Source organism: Pedobacter cryoconitis (assembly GCF_014200605.1).
GTDB lineage: Bacteria > Bacteroidota > Bacteroidia > Sphingobacteriales > Sphingobacteriaceae > Pedobacter > Pedobacter cryoconitis_B.
This window is the reverse complement of sequence record NZ_JACHCE010000003.1, coordinates 50,234-70,572: the sequence shown is the minus strand read 5'-3', so window position 1 is coordinate 70,572 and position 20,339 is coordinate 50,234. Positions and strand designations below refer to the sequence as shown.

The 20,339-nt window shown below is 37.6% G+C and carries 20 protein-coding genes; 10 read left to right on the top strand and 10 right to left on the bottom strand.

The features are described 5' to 3' along the window. Position 1: 1 nt before the first annotated feature. Complete coding sequence (locus HDE68_RS11155; protein ID WP_183881885.1) at positions 2-1,210, bottom strand: GAF domain-containing sensor histidine kinase; 1,209 nt, start codon at positions 1,208-1,210, stop codon at positions 2-4. A gap of 379 nt (positions 1,211-1,589) precedes the next feature. Between HDE68_RS11155 and HDE68_RS11150 the strand changes: the two genes are divergently transcribed. Continuing rightward, entirely contained in the window at positions 1,590-2,576 is a 987-nt protein-coding gene (locus HDE68_RS11150; protein WP_183881883.1) for a chitinase, read from the top strand. Here the strand turns inward: HDE68_RS11150 and HDE68_RS11145 are convergent. From HDE68_RS11145 to recJ, 3 genes are read right to left on the bottom strand one after another with little or no spacing between them, the layout of a single operon-like run. Continuing rightward, positions 2,573-4,087: a GH3 auxin-responsive promoter family protein gene (locus tag HDE68_RS11145; RefSeq protein WP_183881881.1), complete on the bottom strand. Its 1,515-nt coding sequence runs from the start codon at positions 4,085-4,087 to the stop codon at positions 2,573-2,575. The genes HDE68_RS11150 and HDE68_RS11145 overlap by 4 nt on opposite strands. A 9-nt stretch (positions 4,088-4,096) precedes the next feature. After that, on the bottom strand, positions 4,097-4,831 hold the full coding sequence (gene lptB, locus HDE68_RS11140) for an LPS export ABC transporter ATP-binding protein (protein WP_183881879.1): 735 nt from the start codon (positions 4,829-4,831) through the stop codon (positions 4,097-4,099). Beyond that, positions 4,828-6,543, bottom strand: a complete 1,716-nt coding sequence (recJ, locus tag HDE68_RS11135; RefSeq protein ID WP_183881877.1) for a single-stranded-DNA-specific exonuclease RecJ — start codon at positions 6,541-6,543, stop codon at positions 4,828-4,830. The genes lptB and recJ overlap by 4 nt, the downstream gene beginning before the upstream one ends. A gap of 152 nt (positions 6,544-6,695) precedes the next feature. Here recJ and HDE68_RS11130 point away from each other — a divergent pair, with 152 nt between their 5' ends. Beyond that, positions 6,696-7,463, top strand: coding sequence for an MBL fold metallo-hydrolase (locus HDE68_RS11130; RefSeq protein ID WP_183881875.1), 768 nt, complete (start codon positions 6,696-6,698; stop codon positions 7,461-7,463). On the opposite strand, the gene HDE68_RS11125 is transcribed toward HDE68_RS11130, so the two are convergent. The 3 genes from HDE68_RS11125 to HDE68_RS11115 all read right to left on the bottom strand — a co-directional run bounded on the left by HDE68_RS11125 (position 7,450) and on the right by HDE68_RS11115 (position 11,689). Continuing rightward, a complete protein-coding gene (locus HDE68_RS11125; RefSeq protein ID WP_260171749.1) occupies positions 7,450-7,863 on the bottom strand; it encodes a response regulator in 414 nt (137 codons plus the stop codon). The two genes, HDE68_RS11130 and HDE68_RS11125, sit on opposite strands and share 14 nt — an antisense overlap. 148 nt (positions 7,864-8,011) lie before the next feature. Next, complete coding sequence (gene gcvP, locus HDE68_RS11120) at positions 8,012-10,897, bottom strand: aminomethyl-transferring glycine dehydrogenase (RefSeq protein ID WP_183881873.1); 2,886 nt, start codon at positions 10,895-10,897, stop codon at positions 8,012-8,014. Between the two features lie 78 nt (positions 10,898-10,975). After that, a complete protein-coding gene (locus HDE68_RS11115) occupies positions 10,976-11,689 on the bottom strand; it encodes a pyridoxine 5'-phosphate synthase (protein ID WP_183881871.1) in 714 nt (237 codons plus the stop codon). Between the two features lie 19 nt (positions 11,690-11,708). Here HDE68_RS11115 and HDE68_RS11110 point away from each other — a divergent pair, with 19 nt between their 5' ends. Continuing rightward, positions 11,709-12,722 (top strand): polysaccharide deacetylase family protein, encoded by a 1,014-nt coding sequence (locus HDE68_RS11110; RefSeq protein ID WP_183881869.1) that lies wholly within the window; start codon positions 11,709-11,711, stop codon positions 12,720-12,722. A 70-nt stretch (positions 12,723-12,792) separates the two neighbouring features. On the opposite strand, the gene ahcY is transcribed toward HDE68_RS11110, so the two are convergent. Further along, complete coding sequence (gene ahcY / locus HDE68_RS11105) at positions 12,793-14,109, bottom strand: adenosylhomocysteinase (RefSeq protein WP_183881867.1); 1,317 nt, start codon at positions 14,107-14,109, stop codon at positions 12,793-12,795. A 536-nt stretch (positions 14,110-14,645) separates the two neighbouring features. On the opposite strand from ahcY, the gene HDE68_RS11100 reads away from it, so the two are divergent. The 5 genes from HDE68_RS11100 (at position 14,646) to HDE68_RS11080 (ending at position 16,589) form a co-directional block, all read left to right on the top strand. Continuing rightward, positions 14,646-14,939: a ubiquitin-like protein gene (locus tag HDE68_RS11100; protein WP_183881865.1), complete on the top strand. Its 294-nt coding sequence runs from the start codon at positions 14,646-14,648 to the stop codon at positions 14,937-14,939. Positions 14,940-15,009: 70 nt separating this feature from the next. Beyond that, on the top strand, positions 15,010-15,300 hold the full coding sequence (locus HDE68_RS11095; protein WP_183881863.1) for a ubiquitin-like protein: 291 nt from the start codon (positions 15,010-15,012) through the stop codon (positions 15,298-15,300). Between the two features lie 88 nt (positions 15,301-15,388). Next, positions 15,389-15,679 carry a ubiquitin family protein gene (locus HDE68_RS11090; protein WP_183881862.1) on the top strand — a complete coding sequence of 97 codons (291 nt, stop codon included), beginning with the start codon at positions 15,389-15,391 and terminating at the stop codon, positions 15,677-15,679. A gap of 78 nt (positions 15,680-15,757) precedes the next feature. Continuing rightward, positions 15,758-16,048, top strand: coding sequence for a ubiquitin-like protein (locus HDE68_RS11085; protein ID WP_183881860.1), 291 nt, complete (start codon positions 15,758-15,760; stop codon positions 16,046-16,048). 130 nt (positions 16,049-16,178) lie between these two features. Beyond that, on the top strand, positions 16,179-16,589 hold the full coding sequence (locus HDE68_RS11080) for a BrxA/BrxB family bacilliredoxin (RefSeq protein ID WP_183881858.1): 411 nt from the start codon (positions 16,179-16,181) through the stop codon (positions 16,587-16,589). Positions 16,590-16,704: 115 nt separating this feature from the next. On the opposite strand, the gene cdaA is transcribed toward HDE68_RS11080, so the two are convergent. Both cdaA and folP read right to left on the bottom strand, forming a co-directional pair. After that, positions 16,705-17,496, bottom strand: coding sequence for a diadenylate cyclase CdaA (cdaA, locus tag HDE68_RS11075; protein ID WP_183881856.1), 792 nt, complete (start codon positions 17,494-17,496; stop codon positions 16,705-16,707). A gap of 52 nt (positions 17,497-17,548) precedes the next feature. Continuing rightward, on the bottom strand, positions 17,549-18,412 hold the full coding sequence (folP, locus tag HDE68_RS11070; RefSeq protein ID WP_221300722.1) for a dihydropteroate synthase: 864 nt from the start codon (positions 18,410-18,412) through the stop codon (positions 17,549-17,551). 126 nt (positions 18,413-18,538) lie between these two features. Here folP and HDE68_RS11065 point away from each other — a divergent pair, with 126 nt between their 5' ends. Beyond that, the gene (locus HDE68_RS11065; RefSeq protein ID WP_183881852.1) at positions 18,539-19,081 is read left to right on the top strand and encodes a DUF1599 domain-containing protein; all 543 of its coding nucleotides are present in this window, start codon (positions 18,539-18,541) and stop codon (positions 19,079-19,081) included. A gap of 28 nt (positions 19,082-19,109) precedes the next feature. Then, positions 19,110-20,339 (top strand): BT_3928 family protein, encoded by a 1,230-nt coding sequence (locus HDE68_RS11060; protein WP_183881850.1) that lies wholly within the window; start codon positions 19,110-19,112, stop codon positions 20,337-20,339.

Below are 20,339 nucleotides of genomic sequence, written 5' to 3'. Positions count from 1 at the left end.
ACTATTGTGTAAATACGGGCAGGGAGATGAAAAAGGAGCTTCCAAGATTCTTACCCTCACTTTCTGCCCATAATCTGCCTTTATGACTTTCTACAAGCATTTTAATGATGAAAAGACCCAGTCCATAAGATTTTTCATGTGCAGTGGGAATCGCACTTAGCTTGGCAAACTTAAAAAAGAGTTTTTTCTTATCTTCTTCACTCAGGCCCAATCCTTCATCTTTGAATTCAATAATCAGTTCATCTTCTACCAGCGAAGTATTAACTGTAATTGTGGCACCTTCATAAGAATATTTCATTGCATTGCTTAACAGGTTGTCCAATACATCAAGAATACGTTCCTTATCTGCATAGATTAAAACAGATAAATCATTGTTGATTATAAGGGTTTGTTTTTTTGCGGCTAATGAAAGTTCAAATGCCTGCTGCATCTGTAAAAGCAGATTCGTAATAATTACTGGTTCATGAACTAATTCCAGCGCAGCGTTCTCGCTCCTGGCATCTGTCAGCAGGTTGTTTAGTTTCTTTTCTATCCCTTTAGAAGAGTTTTCGATCTTAGCTGCCATAGAAAACACTTTCTCGCTAGTCATTTCTCTGCTGCTCAGCAATTGTGCATATAGGGAAATCGAAGTTACCGGGTTTTTCATATCATGTGCAAGGCGATGTAGCCGATCGTCATAAGCTCTCACTATTTTCCTATTGATCATCCGTGTTTCCAGCTTTTCCATAACCATTTTGGAAAGTAGCAGCAGCATTTTTGACTGATGCTCTGTAACCGTTGTCCGGGGTTCTGCATCAAGTACGCATACTGTCCCCAGCGCAAATCCGTCAGCAGTTCTGATCTGGGCTGCAGCATAAAACCTTACACCACCGTCCCTTGCGATATATGGATTTTTCATTAATTCAGGAAACTCATGCGTATCATAGAATATTGTTAAGTCATCTTCCATAATACTAAGGGAGCAGAGACCATAAGCCCTTGATATATGGTCTGCTTCAATTCTGCTGCTGCTTGCTTTGACAAAAACATGTCCTTTGTCAACAAAAGTTACAAAAGCTTTCTTTGTGCCAAATATTTCGGCCGCCATTAAAGCAATAGTATCAAAATCCGTTTCAGAATGGGTGTCCAGAATTTCATATTGATAAAGTTTCTTTAACCTTATCTCATCATTATCGGGAATAATATTGTCCGGGGTATTAATATTTGTCATCAGTTTTGTTTCAGAATCTGTTTTCTTTCATAATAGAACCCCTTTTATCTGTTTTCAGCCTGGCCAGGAAAATAGTTTTGAGAATAATATTATGTATTAAACAAAAAACTGGTTTGATTGTTGTATAAAATGTTGTTTTATAAATATGATGTTGATTAGCTATAGAACTAAAACCATTTGTCTTCCGGATAAACCTCTGGATGACTATAATAATAGGTCATTTATAATGACTGCTCCGTGTATGTTTATGTATAAATATTATTCATTTTTATAAATTATGAGTATAATTAGACTTTGCCTGGGATTTATTAAATTTTTGTTCTCTCAGGTGTAAGAACCCGCATAGTATTTAACTATGCATGTTCAAATCTGAAAGAATATGATGAAACAAAAAAGCGTTAAACTTATTGTTGTTTTTTTAATCTGTTTGTGTGCCGGGCTTCCTGTAAGTGCCGCATTCAAATTAAACAATTCTATTCACAAAGCAGTTCCTGTTTCATTTTCTTCATTGCTTTCTCCTATAGTTTTTAATAAGCTTTTTCCTTTGAGAAATAAGTTTTATAGCTACAATTCTTTAGTACAGGCTGTTCAGAATTTAGCACAGATAAAAATTCAGATAGAGAAAAGAGGCCCGTTTATTTATAAGATCACCAGATTTGATAAACATACAGGAAAACAAGTTGTTGTTCGTCAGGATAAGGACTGGAATGAGCCCTGGGCGCAGCAAAAAGAATATACCAGTACTATAATTGATTACGGTTTGTTCTGTAATCACAGCGATCAGAAAATTAATCAGAGAGAGCTTGCAGCCTTTTTTGCACAAGCTGCCCATGAAACAAGGGATGGACAGGATGGGCGTTTCAATGATGGCTTAATGCTCAAACGGGAATTGGATACTACGAATACTTATGTGGCTGCCAATGTATTTTATCCTGCCATAGCAGGTAAGAGATATTATGGCCGCGGGCCGCTTCAGCTGAGTTATAATGGGAATTATGGTTTTGCCTCAGACTGTATTTTCGGGGACAAAAATAAATTACTTGCTGATCCTGACCTGATCCTTAAAGATCCCGTGATTGCTTTCGAAACGGCTATTTATTTCTGGATGACCCCACAGGGGACTAAGCCCTCAGCACATGATGTAATTATTGGGAAATGGAAACCCTCAGCCGCCGATCAGGCGAAGGGCTGGACTGCCGGATTTGGTATGGTAACCAATATTGTCAATGGGGCAATCGAATGCAATCATGGTGATGCGTTACCTGCAATGAAAAACAGGGCTGGTTATTATCAGCACTATTTACAGTTGTTCGGATTAACTGACTCCAGGAAATGCTCTTGTGGCTCTATGCAACCTTTTCCTTAAGCGCTTAATAAGGGTAAAATTTCATCCACATACTTTCTTTCATTAGCCAGTCTTGGGACTTTATGCTGTCCGCCTAACTTACCTTTTGATTTCAGCCAGTTATAAAAAGTATCTTTTGGTGCATTGTGGACTTTAGGTCTGCAAAGGGCCATATTATTAAAACGTTTGGCATCATAATCCGAATTAATTTCCCGGAGTGTCTGATCCAGGATATCTACGAATTTCTCAAAGTTATCAGGCTGCTGATCAAATTCTATAATCCATTCATGTCCGCCTGCGTCATTTCCTTTGAAATAAATAGGGCAGGCTGTATAATCTTTGAAAGCGGCGCCGGTTTCCCTGCATGCTTTACTGATCGCCTGTTCAGCATTATCAATAATTACTTCCTCACCAAAAGCATTGATAAAATGTTTGGTACGGCCGGTAATTTTGATTCTGAAAGGAGACAGAGAGGTAAACTGAACAGTATCACCAATAATATAGCGCCATAAACCCGCATTGGTAGAAATGATAATTGCATAGTTTTTATACAATTCTACTTCACCCAGACTAAGTGTGACCGGGTTATCATCACAAAGCTGTTCTAAGGGTAAAAACTCATAATAGATACCATAATCAAGCATTAACAGCATCTCCTCCGAATTTACCTGATCCTGAATACCAAAGAAGCCTTCAGAAGCATTATATGTTTCCAGATAATACATATCATTCCTTGGGATCAATTCTTTAAACTGCGCTCTGTATGGGCTGAAATTAACTGCTCCATGGAAATAAAGTTCCAGATTAGGCCATACTTCCAGCAGATTTTTCTTTCCGGTAATTTCCAGAACTTTCTTGGCCAGAACGATTGTCCATGTAGGTACACCTGATATATTGGTTACATTCTCTTTAATGGTGGCTTCTGCCATTCTATCCATCTTTTGTTCGTAATCATCCATCAGGGCAATTGAAATATCCGGTGTCCTGTAATACTCGGCCCACATTGGAAGGTTTTTGATCAGTACAGCAGAAAGATCACCGTAAAAAGAATCTTCGTTTAACTGATTTATCTGATGACTGCCTCCTAATACCAATGCTTTTCCTGTCAGGATCTGGTTAGATGGTTTGTTATTACAGAAGATGGAAATCATGTCTTTTCCGCCTTTGAAATGGCATTCTTCCAATGCTTCGGGAGAGACAGGGATAAATTTACTCCGGTCACTGGTTGTTCCGGATGATTTAGCAAACCATTTAATCTCAGATGGCCAGAGAATATTTTGTTCACCCTGAAGCATCCGCTCGATATACGGTTTTAAAGAATCGTAGTTTTGTAACGGAACACGCTGTTTAAACTGTTCCAGGTTTTCAATAGACTTATAATCATATTTTTTTCCCCACTCTGTATTTTCAGCGGACGAAATCAGGTTATGGAACCATTCTTCCTGGACATCTATAGGATATTTCATGAAAAGCTCTATCTGATGGACACGCTTTTTCATATACCAGGTAAAAATAGAATTTACAATTGCCATGTTATTAGCTTATAAGTTTTTACTGCGAAGTACGAAATTGGAACCTAAATAGACTTTTCTTACCATTTCATTAGCGGCAAGAACTTCCGGAGTACCAGACTCCAGTATTTTGCCTTCAAATAATAAATAAGCTCTGTCAGTAATGGAAAGTGTTTCCTGAACATTGTGGTCGGTAATCAGGATACCTATATTTTTGTTTCTGAGTTTTGCTACAATAGTCTGGATCTCTTCTACAGCAATAGGATCTACCCCTGCAAATGGTTCATCCAGTAAAATGAAATTAGGACTTGCAGCCAGTGCCCTGGCAATTTCTGTCCTCCGGCGTTCCCCTCCTGATAAAAGGTCCCCCCGGTTTCTTCTTACTTTATGAAGACTGAATTCATCAATTAATTCTTCTAGTTTTTCTTCCCGTTCTACCCTGGTCATGGAGGTCATCTCCAGAATAGAGAGAATGTTGTCTTCAACAGATAGTTTTCTGAAAACAGAAGCTTCCTGTGCTAAATACCCAATTCCTTTTTGTGCCCTGCGGTACATGGCATCTTTGGTAATATCCTCATCACCCAGGTAAATATTACCTTCATTAGGCTTGATCAATCCCACAATCATATAAAAGGAAGTTGTCTTTCCCGCTCCGTTAGGTCCTAACAGACCCACGATTTCACCCTGGCTCACATTAAACGAAACGTCATTAACGACAGTCCGCTGTTTGTACTTTTTTATAAGATTATCAGCTCTTAATATCATTTATATGATTGGTTATTAATCTCTATTGCTTTAATATTCAGTTGTAAACGTTTCTGTTCCTTCCACACATTTTCTTCTATCGTATAGCAAATAGAGAAAGGTTGATCAGGTTGTAATAGTTGTTCAAATTCTGCCATTCCGAATCCAATGGTTTCAAAAATAGGGGAATTTTGTTGTTTAATACTCAACTTTAAATGTTTTGTACCTACAATATAAGGTCTTCCTGTATAATATACATCATGACTGACAAATACCGGTGCAGGATTCATCGGCCCGAAAGGCGCCATTTGGGCAAGAATACGCTGAAATTTGCCATCTATCTGCGTCAATAAAATTTCATTGTCAATTAAAATTTCCGGACAAAGTAAATTTTCTGTTATGGTTGCGGCTACTATATTTTCAAAGCGGTCGGCAAAAGCTTCAATATTTTCAGGTTTGATAGTCATACCCGCGGCAAACTTATGTCCGCCAAATTGCTCTAGTAAATCTGCACAGCTTAATAAGGCTTCATACAGATCATAACCGGGTACCGAACGGGCCGATCCTGTCAGCATTCCGTTAGAAAGTGTTAATACGATTGTTGGTCTGTAATACTTCTCTGTTAAACGGGAGGCAACGATACCAATTACACCTTTGTTCCAATGGTCATTATAAACGACTGTGGTTTTTTTATTGATCAGAATCTCAGACTCATCAATTAATGCCAATGCCTCTGCGGTGATACTCTGATCAGATGTTTTACGGTCTGTATTTTGCAGGTTAATAAAAAGACTTTGTTCTGCTGCAAGGGTATCCGCTGTACATAACAGCATTTTAACAGCCTGATTGCCATGATCCATACGGCCTGCAGCGTTAATGCGCGGGGCTAAGGTGAAAACGACATCAGTAATTGTAAAATCCTTGTTCTTACCACAGCTATCCATTAAAGCTTTCAATCCTGTACAGGGATTTGTATTTAATTTGATCAGTCCAAAATAGGCAAGGGTACGGTTTTCATCTACTATAGGTACAATATCTGCAGCAATAGAAACCATGACTAAATCCAGATATCGTTCGTAATTTTCTGCCGGCAGGTGATGCGTCTGACAGTAGGCCTGAGCCAGTTTAAAGCCTATTCCGCAACCTGCAAGTTCTTTAAAAGGATAAGAACAGTCTAAGCGTTTCGGATCAAGTATAGCTGCTGCTGCGGGTAGTTCATCGCCAGGTAAATGGTGATCACAAATGATAAAATCTATATTTAACGTATTGGCATAATCAATCTTATCATTTGATTTAATGCCACAGTCTAAAGCTATAATCAGCGTAATCCCCTGAGCTTTTGCATGATCAATACCTGCAGTAGAAATCCCATATCCTTCTTTATGTCTGTCAGGAATATAGTATTCTATGTTTTTTGTAAACTGGCCGAAGAAACTATAGGCAAGTGCTACTGAAGTAGTTCCGTCCACATCGTAATCGCCATAAATCATGATATGCTCGCCGGCGGCTAATGCAAGATCAATCCTGGCTATAGCTTTATCCATATCCTTCATTAAAAAAGGATCATATAACTGAGTTAGTTGCGGACGAAAGAAATCTTTGGCTTCCTGAAAAGAAGTAATCCCTCTCTGGACTAAGATTTCCGCTAAACTGAGGTCTATATTTAATTGCTGTGCAAGCGAATCTGTTATTTCTGTCTTACCTTTTACGGCTTGCACCCATCTTTTCTTCATTTAGTTTTTTTGATTTTTGTTTTGTTTTAGCTGCAAAGCCCCTTTCAAGAGCGGTAATGACGTTAACATGAAGGTATTTCAAGCAGGTTACCTATCTTTGCAGCAGATTGTAAATATATCATTAATTATTCTTTTGACTAATACCTACGCCATTGCAAGTTTTCACTTTATATGAAGGTTCTTATTCTGTAGCAGCCGACAAAAAATTTGTTCCCTTTAATCCTCAGACAGATAACCCTAAAGACAGACCGGGATCTCTGTTTATAAATGTCAATCCTTTTCTTGTTAAACTGGGAGATAAGCTATTGGTATTGGACACCGGATTGGGATACAGTAACAACGGGGGACAATTGATTTTACATGAAAATATCAGAAAAGCTGGTTTTGATCCTGATGATGTTGATTATGTTTTAATGTCGCATCTTCATTTTGATCATGCCGGTGGTATGGTTCATAAAGAAAATAATGGAATGGAACTTAGCTTTCCAAATGCAACCTATGTTATTCAGCGTGGAGAATGGGAGGGGGCGTTTACCAATCCTTCTTCCTCTTACAGAACAGAGATTTTTGATTTTCTGCAGCGGAATGCCACTTTGCAGTTTGTTGATGAAACTGGAGATTTTATGCCAGGGATCAGACATATCTTAACTGGCGGACATACTCCTTTTCACCAGGCATGGTTACTGGATGATGGAGAAGATATGGTGTTTTTTGGTGGTGATGTTTTGCCTGAACCAGAAGAGCTGCTTAAAAAATTTATTGCGAAATATGACTATGATGGGCGCAAGTCCATGGAATTAAGAGAAGAATTTGGGCATAAGGCCGTGAAAGAACATTGGAATTGTCTTTTTTATCATGGTAAGAGTAAAGCTACAGGCTTTATTGAACCAGGAGATGAGGGGCAGTTTAAGATTGTATAGCGCCTGAACTTTTACCTTCAAAAAGTTCAACCAAACGTTCAATAGAAAGGGGTTTAGAAATAAACCCTTTTACTGTTTTATAGGTTTTAGCTTTCTCAATATCATTCTCATAAACTGAAGATGACAGCATATACATATCTATATCATTCTGAATGCCTAATTTTTCATAAGCATCTAAAAATTCCCAGCCATTTAAAACTGGCATATTGATGTCAATCAGAATCAGATGTGGTAATATCTGATCACTTTCTATCAACTCTTTCAGATAGTCAATAGCCATTAGCCCATTTGTCTTTGCAACCATTTTAGCTTCATAGCCTGTTTTCTCTACGATTTTCTTAATAATGAAGATATTGATATCATCATCATCAATTACCAGCAGGTTAATTTTAGTATTCATCAGCTTAAGGTTATAAAAAGATCACAAGGATTAATATAAAGATATAAAATAGAAACGTAAAGTAAATATTTGACAATTTATATATTTAACAAAAGGAGGGTCATCTTTTAAAATGACCCTCCTTTTCAATAAAAGGAATAAGAAATGCTTACGAAGCCACTTCTTCTTCCATATAACTTTCTATTGGAGGGCAGGCACAAACTAATGACCTGTCACCAAATGAATCATTCACTCTTCCTACCGAAGGCCAGAATTTATGTTCTGCAACATAAGCTAACGGGAAAGCTGCAATTTGTCTGCTGTAGCTATGTGACCATTCGTCCCCAGTAACTTTAGCAGCAGTATGCGGTGCATTTTTCAGTGGATTATCAATTTTATCCAGTGTACCTTTTTCTACCTGGGTGATCTCATTTCTGATTGCAATTAATGCATCACAGAAACGGTCCAGCTCATGTTTAGGCTCACTTTCTGTTGGTTCAACCATTAAAGTACCAGCAACCGGGAAAGATACTGTTGGTGCGTGGAAACCATAATCCATTAATCTTTTCGCAATATCAACTACTTCAATACCGAAGTTTTTGAATTCACGGCAGTCAAGGATCATTTCATGTGCACAACGTCCTTTGCTTCCTGAATAAAGTACCGGATAGTGTTGCTCTAAACGCGCTTTCATATAATTAGCGTTTAAGATTGCGTATTCAGTAGCATTTTTCAATCCTTCGCCACCCATCATTGCAATATAAGCATGAGAGATGATCAGGATAGAGGCAGAACCCCATGGCGCAGAAGATACCGCATGAATTGATTTTTCATTGTTGATATCAACAACAGCATGTCCGGGTAAATATTTAACCAGGTGAGCAGCTACACCGATCGGGCCCATACCAGGACCACCACCACCGTGCGGGATACAGAATGTTTTATGTAAGTTCAGGTGACATACGTCAGCGCCAATGTTTGCAGGGCTGGTTAATCCTACCTGGGCATTCATATTTGCACCATCCATATAAACCTGTCCGCCATTAGCATGGATAATCTCACAGATTTCAATGATACTTTCTTCAAATACACCATGTGTTGATGGATAAGTAACCATGAAGCATGAAAGATTTGCTTTATGCTCTTCGGCTTTTGCTTTTAAATCAGCTACGTCAATATTACCGTTTGCATCACATTTAACAATCACAATCTTCATACCGGCCATGGCTGCTGATGCAGGATTAGTACCATGTGCAGAAGAAGGAATTAAAGCGATATTACGCTGATCGTCACCACGGTCCTGATGATAAGCTCTGATAACCATTAAGCCAGCATATTCACCCTGAGCACCAGCATTTGGCTGTAAGCTCATTGCTGCAAAACCAGTAATTTCACTTAACCAGCGGTCAATCTCATTAAATACAGTATAATAACCAGCTACCTGATCTGCCGGAGCAAATGGGTGGACCCTGCCAAATTCAGGCCAGGTCACAGGAATCATTTCTGTAGTTGCATTTAATTTCATGGTACATGAACCTAAAGCAATCATAGAGTGACAAAGAGAAAGATCTTTTGCCTCCAGAGATTTAATATAACGCAGCATTTCATGTTCTGAATGATGCGAATTAAATACCGGGTGAGTTAAATAAGCTGAGGTACGTTGTTGTGCAGCAGGGATTACGGTCTCAATGTTTTTTTCTTCAGCCAGCTCAACGCTGTCAGCAGAGATGCCTTTTACTTTAGAAAAGATTTTGTTCAGTAATTTAATGTCTGCAATAGAAGTCGTTTCATCTAATGCAATCGTTGCTACAGTACCGTTGTAGTTCAGGTTGATTTCGTTATCAATACATTCTTTGTGGATTGAATCTTTTAAATCTCCTAAATCAACACGGATAGTGTCAAAATAAACGTCGTTTAATTGTTTATAGCCGATTTGCTCAATGGATTGTGAAAGTGCTACCGCTAAACCGTGAGTTCTTTCAGCAATTAATTTAAGACCTTTCGGGCCATGATATACCGCATAGAAACCAGCCATAATAGCCAGTAAAGCCTGTGCAGTACAAATATTTGATGTTGCTTTATCTCTGCGGATGTGCTGCTCTCTTGTTTGCAGCGCCATACGTAAAGCGTAGTTGTTATGACTATCGATTGTTACACCGATGATTCTGCCTGGAATAGAACGTTTGTATTCATCCTTAGTAGCGAAAAATGCAGCATGAGGACCACCAAAGCCCATTGGTACACCAAAACGTTGTGTAGTACCTACAACGATATCAGCTCCCCATTCTCCGGGAGGTGTTAACAAGGTTAAACTTAAAATATCAGCTACAACAGTTAATTTAACGTTTTTAGCATGTGCTTTTTCAGCAAATGAAGCGTAGTTAAATACCTGGCCGTTTCCAGCAGGATACTGAACGATAGCACCAAAGAAATCTTCAGTAGCCCCGAATGTCTGGTGATCACCGATTACCAGTTCAATTCCGAAAGGATTTGCACGGGTTTTTAAGATATCTATAGTTTGTGCGAATAATAATTCTGAAACAAAGAATTTTCTTGCCTGCTGGTTTTTACGCAAACTGAATTGCATAAACATAGCCTCGGCAGCTGCAGTACCTTCATCTAACAATGAAGCATTTGCAATTTCCATACCTGTCAGGTCAATGACCATAGTTTGAAAATTCAGTAAAGCCTGTAAGCGGCCTTGTGCAATTTCAGCCTGATATGGAGTATATTGAGTATACCATCCTGGATTCTCCATCACATTTCTCAGAATCACTCCTGGAGTCGTGGTGTCATAATATCCTTGTCCGATATAAGATTTGAAAACCTTGTTTAGAGAAGCCGTTTGTCTAAGGCTTTCCAGGTATTCTTTTTCAGACTTCGCTGCAGGTAAGTTAAGGGGCTGTTTTAACCTGATTTTTTGAGGAACAGTTTGTTCGATCAATTCGGCAACAGAACCCAGACCAAGGGTGCTTAACATCGCCGCAGTATCCTCCGGATTTGGAGCAATATGGCGGTTTTTAAAGTCTTCTTTGTAATGGATGTTTAAACTCATGACGGTTAACAATAAATTTGCGCAAAGGTATTAAAAATTCAGTTTTATTCCAATGGAATGGCCTGAACTAAATATATTCTACAATTGTTTCAGATATAGCTGAATGGTGTTTTCAAGGCCTAAATACAGTGCATCGCTGATTAAAGCATGGCCGATAGAAACTTCCAGTAGATTAGGGATGTTATCGGCAAAATATTTCAGGTTATGCAGATCAAGATCATGTCCTGCATTGATCCCTAAACCTAATTTATTGGCTGTATGTGCTGCTTGTGTATAAGGCGTTATTGCTTTAAGCGGATCTTTTGAATAATTAGCTGCATAAAATTCTGTATAAAGTTCTATACGGTTTGTTCCTGTAGTTTGTGCAGCTTCGATAATTTCTCTTACCGGATCTGTGAAAATAGAAACTCTGATACCTTCTTTTTGAAACAGCTGTACCATTTCTTTAAGATAGGCCTGATGTTTAATCGTATCCCATCCATGATTGGAAGTGATCTGTCCTTCAGTATCCGGTACCAGTGTAACCTGTGCAGGCTTGTTTGCCAGTACAAGGTCAATGAATTTTTGTTCTCTGCAGTTACCTTCTATATTGAATTCTGTTGAAATGGCTGTTTTAAGATCGAATACATCCTGATAACGGATATGTCGTTCATCAGGTCTTGGATGTACAGTGATTCCTTCCGCACCAAAACGTTCACAGTCAAGTGCTACCTTAACCAGATCTGGATTGTTTCCCCCGCGACTGTTGCGTAACGTGGCTATTTTATTGATATTTACTGATAGTTTTGCCATGTACAAAGATAATCCATAAATGATGAAGAGGTATAATATTATTGTAAACAGGTTAACATTAAGTGTAATTATTTGTTGTTTTCTGTTTTTTGAGTCAGCTGTCTGTGTGGCACAGCAGGTAATTAAAAATTACACAGTCTATACCGGGGTTGCTAAAGTGAAAGACGCTGAACTTTTGGTGATCCGTAAAATGGAAAAAGATGAGCAGTTAGTTTATCTGACCGTGAACCCTCAAACGCTGTCAACAGAATTATTACCTGCTTCGGGTGTCGGTTTCAAACAAATGAGCTGGGAGAATGCGAAAACTTATTTTCAGCAGACGGCCTATTTTAAAGCATATTCGGCTGCTGCCAGACAAGCTATTGCTTTACAGGATGCTGGTGTGACGCATGGTTTCCCTAAAGATAAGGGCATCACACTGACCATAGATCTCTGTCCTTCACACAAACCTCTGGATCGTATTATTTTCACTTCATTGATTAAAGAGTTTGCAAAAATTGAACAGCCTGTACCCATTGCCCTTTCAATTACCGGGAGGTGGATGTTAACCCATATTGATGATTTAAACTGGCTGAAAGAGCTGGTCGCTAAAAAAGAAATTGATATCACCTGGATAGACCACTCTTTTAATCATCATGTAAGTCCTACAGCTCCTTTAAGGACTAATTTTTTACTGGAACCTGGGACAGATATGAATTTTGAGATATTAGGTACTGAACTGGCTATGCTGCAGCATGGTTTGACCCCATCCGTATTCTTCAGATTTCCAGGACTGGTTTCTGATCAGCAGATGGTAGATAAAGTACTTGCTTATGGGATTATCCCGATAGGCAGTGATGCCTGGCTGGCTAAAGGTCAGAAGCCATCTGCCGGCAGTATTGTGCTGATTCATGGAAATGGAAATGAACCGGTAGGGGTGGCTGATTTTATTAAACTTTTAAAGAGTAAAGCTGCCGATGTAACTAATAAGCAGTGGCTGATGTATGACCTGACCGAAAGCCTGGAAGACGAATTTGGTAATCATAAATCATAGAAAAAGGGATGCTGACCTTTTCGGTGCATCCCTTTTATATAGTCAAAACCTGTTAAAGGGTTTAAAAAGACTAGTATCTGTAAGCTTCCGGTTTGAAAGGACCTTCAACTGGTACACCGATATAATCAGCTTGTTGTTGATCTAATACATCTAATTCAACACCGATTTTAGCTAAGTGTAAACGTGCTACTTTTTCATCCAGTGATTTAGGAAGAACATAAACTTTGTTCTCGTATTTACCTGGGTTAGTCCAAAGCTCTAACTGTGCTAAAGTCTGGTTAGTGAATGAAGCAGACATTACAAAACTTGGGTGGCCGGTAGCACATCCTAAGTTTACCAAACGGCCTTCGGCTAATAAAATAACATCTTTACCGTCGATAGTATATTTATCAACCTGAGGTTTGATTTCGATTTTAGTATGACCATAGTTAGAATTTAACCAGGCAACATCGATTTCATTGTCAAAGTGGCCAATGTTACAAACGATAACTTTATCTTTCATCACTCTGAAATGCTCAGGACGAACGATATTACAGTTACCAGTAGTAGTTACCACGATATCAGCTTCTTTAACTGCTGTAGCGAATTTCTTCACTTCATAACCTTCCATTGCAGCTTGTAATGCACAGATAGGGTCAATTTCAGAAACGATAACACGTACACCCTGTGAGCTTAATGATTCAGCAGAACCTTTACCTACATCACCGTAACCAGCAACTACAGCTACTTTACCAGCAAGCATAACATCAGTAGCACGACGGATCGCATCTACCAATGATTCACGGCAACCGTATTTGTTGTCAAATTTAGATTTAGTTACTGAGTCATTTACGTTAATAGCTGGTAAATGCAAAGTTCCGTTTTTCATACGTTCGTATAAACGGTGAACACCTGTAGTAGTTTCTTCTGATAATCCTTTGATTGCAGCAATCAGCTCAGGGAATTTATCAAAAACCATGTTAGTTAAATCACCACCATCATCTAAGATCATATTCAAAGGTTGTTGCTCCGGGCCGAAGTGTAAAGTTTGCTCAATACACCAGTCGAAATCAGCTTCATTCAAGCCTTTCCATGCATAAACCTGGATTCCTGCAGCAGCAATAGCAGCAGCAGCGTGGTCTTGTGTAGAAAAGATATTACATGATGACCAGGTCACTTCTGCTCCAAGTTCAACTAAAGTTTCAATTAAAACTGCAGTTTGGATAGTCATGTGCAAACATCCTGCGATACGTGCACCTTTTAATGGTTTAGATGGACCAAATTCTTCGCGTAAAGACATTAAGCCTGGCATTTCTGCTTCTGCTAATCCAATTTCTTTACGGCCCCATTCTGCCAGTGAAATGTCCTTTACTTTAAAAGGAACATAAGTAGTCTCTACTGATGACATATTTATTTTATTAAGTGACTGATTTATAGTTAATTGTTAAGTTTTGTAAAACAGACTGATTATCTTTTTAAAATACGGCTGTTTTCCTTCCACAAAATTACACAATAGTTTGGCCAAATTCAAAAGGGTCTCAGCTGGCTGAGGTATTTATACAAAGATCTCCACATTTCTGATTTTCAAATGATACTCCTGGTTACCGCTTATCCTTGAATTAGTTCGCATTGCCGGAGATCAATAATTGGATATAGAATTTAATTATTTATTATCTGTAATAGACAAATTATGTTTTGTTGTGAATGTCAGCAAAGACGTTTTTGTGAATTCCTGTTTTTTGTTGAAAATCAACATATAAGCTGATAAATGAGCTGTAGCATGCTTTGGTGCTATTAATAATGTTTTTAATATTTAAAATAGATGTCACTATTAAATAATAAATGGTGTAATTTTAATATTTATTTATTAATAAAATTATTATTTATATTGTTTTAATTAATATAATCATATATATTGTGCTGGTCAAATAATTAAATTGAAATATGATAAAAAAAATCTCGTTATCCCTATTTGTTGTTTTCATGCTGTGCGCATTTGTCAGCACAGCTTCTGCCATGCAAATCTTTGTAAGGACTTTAACTGGTAAGACCATCACACTTGAAGTTGAATCTTCCGATACGATTGACAATATAAAATCTAAAATCCAGGACAAAGAAGGTATACCTGTCGATAAACAGATTTTGGTTTATGGAGGGAAACTCCTGGAAGAAGGAAGAACTTTGAGTGATTATAATCTTCTGAAAGAAAGTACACTACATCTGATGATAAGGCCGTAATAGCTAAAACTTATGTCTCAAATTTAATAACCTGAATTCATAATTTAATAAACCTTAAAACCCTAAAACTATGTTAAAAAAAATCTCGTTATCCTTTCTTGTAGTTTTTATGCTTTGCTCATTTGTTAGTACGGCCAGTGCTTTTCAAATTTTTGTAAAGACGTTAGAAAACAGAACAATCACGCTTGAAGTAGAATCTTCAGATACGATTGATAATGTAAAACAAAAAATCCGTGACAAAGAAGGTATACCTACTGATTGGCAGCGCTTAATTTTTGCAGGCAGACAATTAGAAGATGGAAGAACTTTGAGTGATTACAATATTCAGAAAGAAGCTACTTTGCATTTAGTATTAAGGTAAGAAAATTATGTATTTGCCCAATAAAAAAGCCCCCTTCGGTAAGAAGGGGTTTTTTTACAACTGTAATTTTTAGTTTAAAACAGAAAATATGATAAAGAAACTCTCAACAGCCCTATTTGTGGTTTTTATACTTTGCTCTTTCGTAAGCACAGTAGCTGCCATGCAAATCTATGTGAAGACCTTAACTGGCAAAACAATTACACTTGAAGTACAGTCTAGTGATACGATTGAAAATGTGAAAGCTAAAATACAAGATAAAGAGGGTATACCTCCGGATCAGCAGCGTTTAATCTTTGGAGGTAAACAATTAGAAGACGGAAGAACCTTAAGTGATTATAATATTAAAAAAGAAAGTACGTTGCATTTGGTATTAAGATAGTAATGAAAAAGAACCTGGTTCCCGGAATCAGATTATAAGTTTAAAATACTATTCTTATAATCTTTTGAATTTAAAAATATGTTAAAAAAAATCTCCCTATCCTTATTTGTGGTTTTCATGCTTTGCTCATTGGTGAGCTCAGCTTATGCCATGCAAATCTTTGTGAAAACTTTAACGGGTAAAACGATCCCATTGGAAGTACGTCCCTCAGACACCATTGAGAATGTGAAAATTAAAATACAGGATAAAGAAGGCATACCACCCGATCAGCAGCGTTTAATTTTTGGAGGCAAGCTACTGGAAGACGGAAGGACTTTAAATGATTATAACGTTATTAAGGATAGTACGCTGCATCTGGCATTAAGGTAATGCAGCGTACTATAGGTTCAAAGTAATTTCAAGGTAAAAAACTATTCACTCAAACAGTATTCCTTTGATGCTATGTAACAGCACTGTACCTTTGTATAATCAAGTTGAATAATATTAAAGCTTTTTATATATGTATCCAGAATATTTAGTTGAACCAATGCGTGCAGAACTTACTAAAGTAGGTTTTGAAGAAATGAAAACTGCAGAAGATGTGGACAACGCTATTTCTTCGGAAGGAACTGTTTTTGTAGTCGTGAATTCTGTTTGCGGTTGTGCAGCTTCAAACGCAAGACCAGCAGCAAGATTAGCTGCTGCTAATGAAAAACATCCTGATAAAATGATTACTGTTTTTGCAGGAATGGAAAAAGAGGCAGTAGACAGAGCAAGAAGTTATATGATGCCTTTCCCTCCATCTTCACCAGCAATGGCTTTATTTAAAGATGGTAAACTGGTTCATATGATTGAACGTCACCAAATTGAAGGTCGTGCAGCTCAAATGATTGCTGATAACCTGGTAGGTGCTTTCAATGAATATTGCTAATTGATATCTTAAATGATATATCCGGTGAATACCGGTAAAGGATCCGGTCTTTGTACCGGATTTTTTATTGCCCTTTATTTTTCAAGTCCTGTTTTTAAAATACAGGGCCTGAAAATTAAAAATCCTTATTCAGTAATTTCTCCAGTTCTCCAAAAGACACGTTCATTCTTACCCTGCCTTGTTTAGCGTAAGCAATTTCTCCTGTCTCTTCGGATACGATTACTGCAACTGCATCAGTAGTTTCAGATACACCGATTCCTGCACGGTGACGTAAACCGAACTGAGGGGGTAATTTGTCGTTATCCGTAAGCGGTAATATACAGCTTGCGCTTTTAATCTTATTTTCAGCAATAACAACCGCTCCGTCATGCAGTGGGCTGTATTTTTGAAATATACTTTCCAGTAAACGTTTGGAGATTTTAGAGTCAATAAGTTCACAGCTATTGGCAAACAATTGATCATCATAGAATTTAACAAAAACAATCAAGGCGCCTGTTCTTGACTTTTTCATACTTTTACAGGCATCAATAATAGGTTTGATCCTGACCAGGTTATCGCGTTCAATATCTCTGCTGCCAAATAAATAACCCCACCAGGCCTTATTCTTCTGCAAAAAAGTATTCTTTCCAATAAGCAGCAGGAAACGTCTGATCTCGGGCTGAAAAATCACAATCAATGCAATGATCCCGACACTCATAAATTTATTAATGATCGTAGATAAAAGACGCATATTAAGCGCATCAACTACAAACCATAGAATCAATATGATAAACATACCCAGCAGTAAATTTACTGCCAGCGTATTTTTAATCAGGTTATAAGTATAGTAAATCAGGAAGGCAACGAACAAAATGTCCACTACATCCGTAACTGTTATCGTTAGAAAATCAAAGTCAAAGCCTTTCATTGTTGCCAAGTTAGGAAAATATTAAGAATCTGTTTGAATTTAAAACAGACTATCAGTTTCGGGACTGCTGCATTTTTTCGACAATTGTTATACATTCAACTGCTGCACGTACATCATGTACTCTTAATATAGACGCACCTTTTTGCAAAGCGATTGTATTCAAGACCGTAGTGCCGTTCAGCGCCTCTTCTGCTGTAGTACCTAATAATTTATAAATCATAGATTTTCTTGAAATTCCAACCAAAACAGGCAAGCCAAATACATCCAGATTTTCCAGCTGATTAAACAACTGGTAATTATGTGTCGTGTTTTTTGCAAACCCGAATCCAGGATCAAGAATAATATCTTTAACCCCCAGGGTCTTCAGAATACTTAATTTTTCTGCCAGATAATTAACCACTTCAAGACCTATGTTTTTGTACACAGGTTTTTGCTGCATAGTTTGAGGTGTACCCAGCATATGCATCAGAATGTAAGGAACAGCTAAAGCTGCAACAGTTTCAAACATTTGCTCATCCAGGTTTCCCCCAGAAATATCATTGATCAGGTGTGCCCCGGCTTCAATACTTTCCTTTGCTACTTTGGCCCTGAAAGTATCAATAGATAATTTAGCCTCTGGAAATCTTTTGCTGATCGCTTCAATTGCGGGTATCATTCTTTTCAGCTCTTCATCTGTAGTGACTTCATCTGCTCCCGGACGGGAAGAATAAGCTCCTATATCTATAAAAGCAGCCCCTTCATTTAAGCAAATTTCTGTTCTCTCCAATGCGGCATCTATAGAGCTCATCCGGCTGTTACTGTAAAAAGAATCAGGGGTTAAATTAAGGATACCCATCACACATGGGCGGCTTAAATCCAGGAGTTCACCTTTTAGGTTAAGTGTTATTTTTCGGTTTAAAAACGTATCTTTAGCCATCATTCTGTACAAAAATACAGTATTAAAATAGCTTTAAACTAAGAAGCTGTTTAAATTTATCTGATAAATTTAAACGATTTCTACTAGCCGTTTAAAATTTATCAGACTCTAAATATTTTAATTGTTTTGGCAACAAATACCTCACAAGAATTCGATTCAGTAATTGCGGTTTGCAAATCGCTTTTTTTAAAGAAAACCAAAGACTACGGAACTGCCTGGCGCATTCTGCGTTTATCCTCTATAACCGATCAGTTATTTATCAAAGCTCAGCGTATCCGTACCCTGGAAGAAAAGAAAGTTTCCAAAGTAGGAGAGGGCATCATTCCTGAATATATCGGTATCATTAATTACTGTGTAATTGCAATGATGCAAAGTGAAATGACAGAGAATGATCCAAATGAACTGGAGCTTACAACTGTGGAAACACTTTTTGATCAAAAAGTGAAAGAAACAAAAGACCTGATGCTTGCCAAAAATCACGATTATGGTGAAGCATGGAGAGATATGAGGGTGAGTTCACTAACCGATCTTATCCTGATGAAAGTATTCAGAGTAAAACAGATTGAAGATAATCTGGGCGAAACAGTAGCATCAGAAGGTGTGGTCGCTAATTATCAGGATATGCTGAACTATGCAGTTTTTGCACTGATCAGAATGGATGTAAAATAATATCAATTATAAAAATAGCTGTAAAAAGATGAACAAAGCCGCGCTGAATTTTTCAAGAATATTTGTAGGTATACTTTTTATTTTCTCAGGTCTGATTAAGGCCAATGACCCATTAGGATTTGGCTATAAACTAGAAGAATACTTTGATGTGTTCCATAATTTTACTTACTCCACCCTGACTAAGGTCGTTCATCTGTTTGGGTCAGGGCATAAACTTGATGAAGCTTTAGGCCTGTTTCATGTTTTTAGCCCTTATGTAACCGGAATAGCTATTGTTCTTTGTGTAATTGAAATCGTATTAGGTGCATTATTATTGCTGGGGTTCTGGAGTAAAAAAGTAACGGCCGGTTTACTCGGAACAATTATATTTTTCACTTTCCTCACCTTTATATCTGCTGCTTTTAAAGTTGTTACTTCCTGCGGTTGTTTTGGTGATGCGATTCCTTTAACCCCATGGCAATCTTTCTCCAAAGATTTAATTTTGCTGGTACTGATCGTCTATTTATTTATCAACCGCAATAAGATTTTACCGCTTACTGTAAATCCTGGTAAACAAAAGATTGGATTAGTTGCTGTAATTGCAATTTCTGTGATATTCAGTATTTATACTTATACCTACCTGCCTATACTGGACTTTTTACCTTATAAAAAAGGGGCGAGTTTACCAGAGGCGATGAAAATCCCTGCAGGCGCAGAACCAGATTTGTTTCTGATTATGTACAAGCTGAAAAATAAGTCAACTGGTGAAACCAAAGAAATGAGTGATAAAGATTATCTGAAAACAGAAATCTGGAAAGATAATAACTGGGAGATTGTTGGTCAGCCGGAACAGAAACTGATTAAAAAAGGTTATGAAGCTAAAATCAAAGATCTGGTAATTAGTGATGCCTCAGGTACTGACTATACCAAAGAACTGATTGAAAATCCATATTATAATATTCTGATTGTTGCTTATAACCTGAAACATACAGATGAAGATGCAATAGGAAAACTCAATGCAATGACCGTAGACCTGACAGAACAATTCAATATCCGTACTGTTCTGCTTACTTCTAACTCTGCTCAGGACGCCGCAGTATTCAGTAAAAGCCATAAATTGATGGCTGAGATATTTTATGCTGATGCCGTACCTTTAAAAAGTATGGTCAGAGCTAATCCTGGTATTATTTTATTAAAAAATGGTGTAGTGATCAATAAATGGAGTTATCAGTCCCTGCCTTCGTTAGAAAAATTAAAAGCCGCTTATTTCAATAAATAA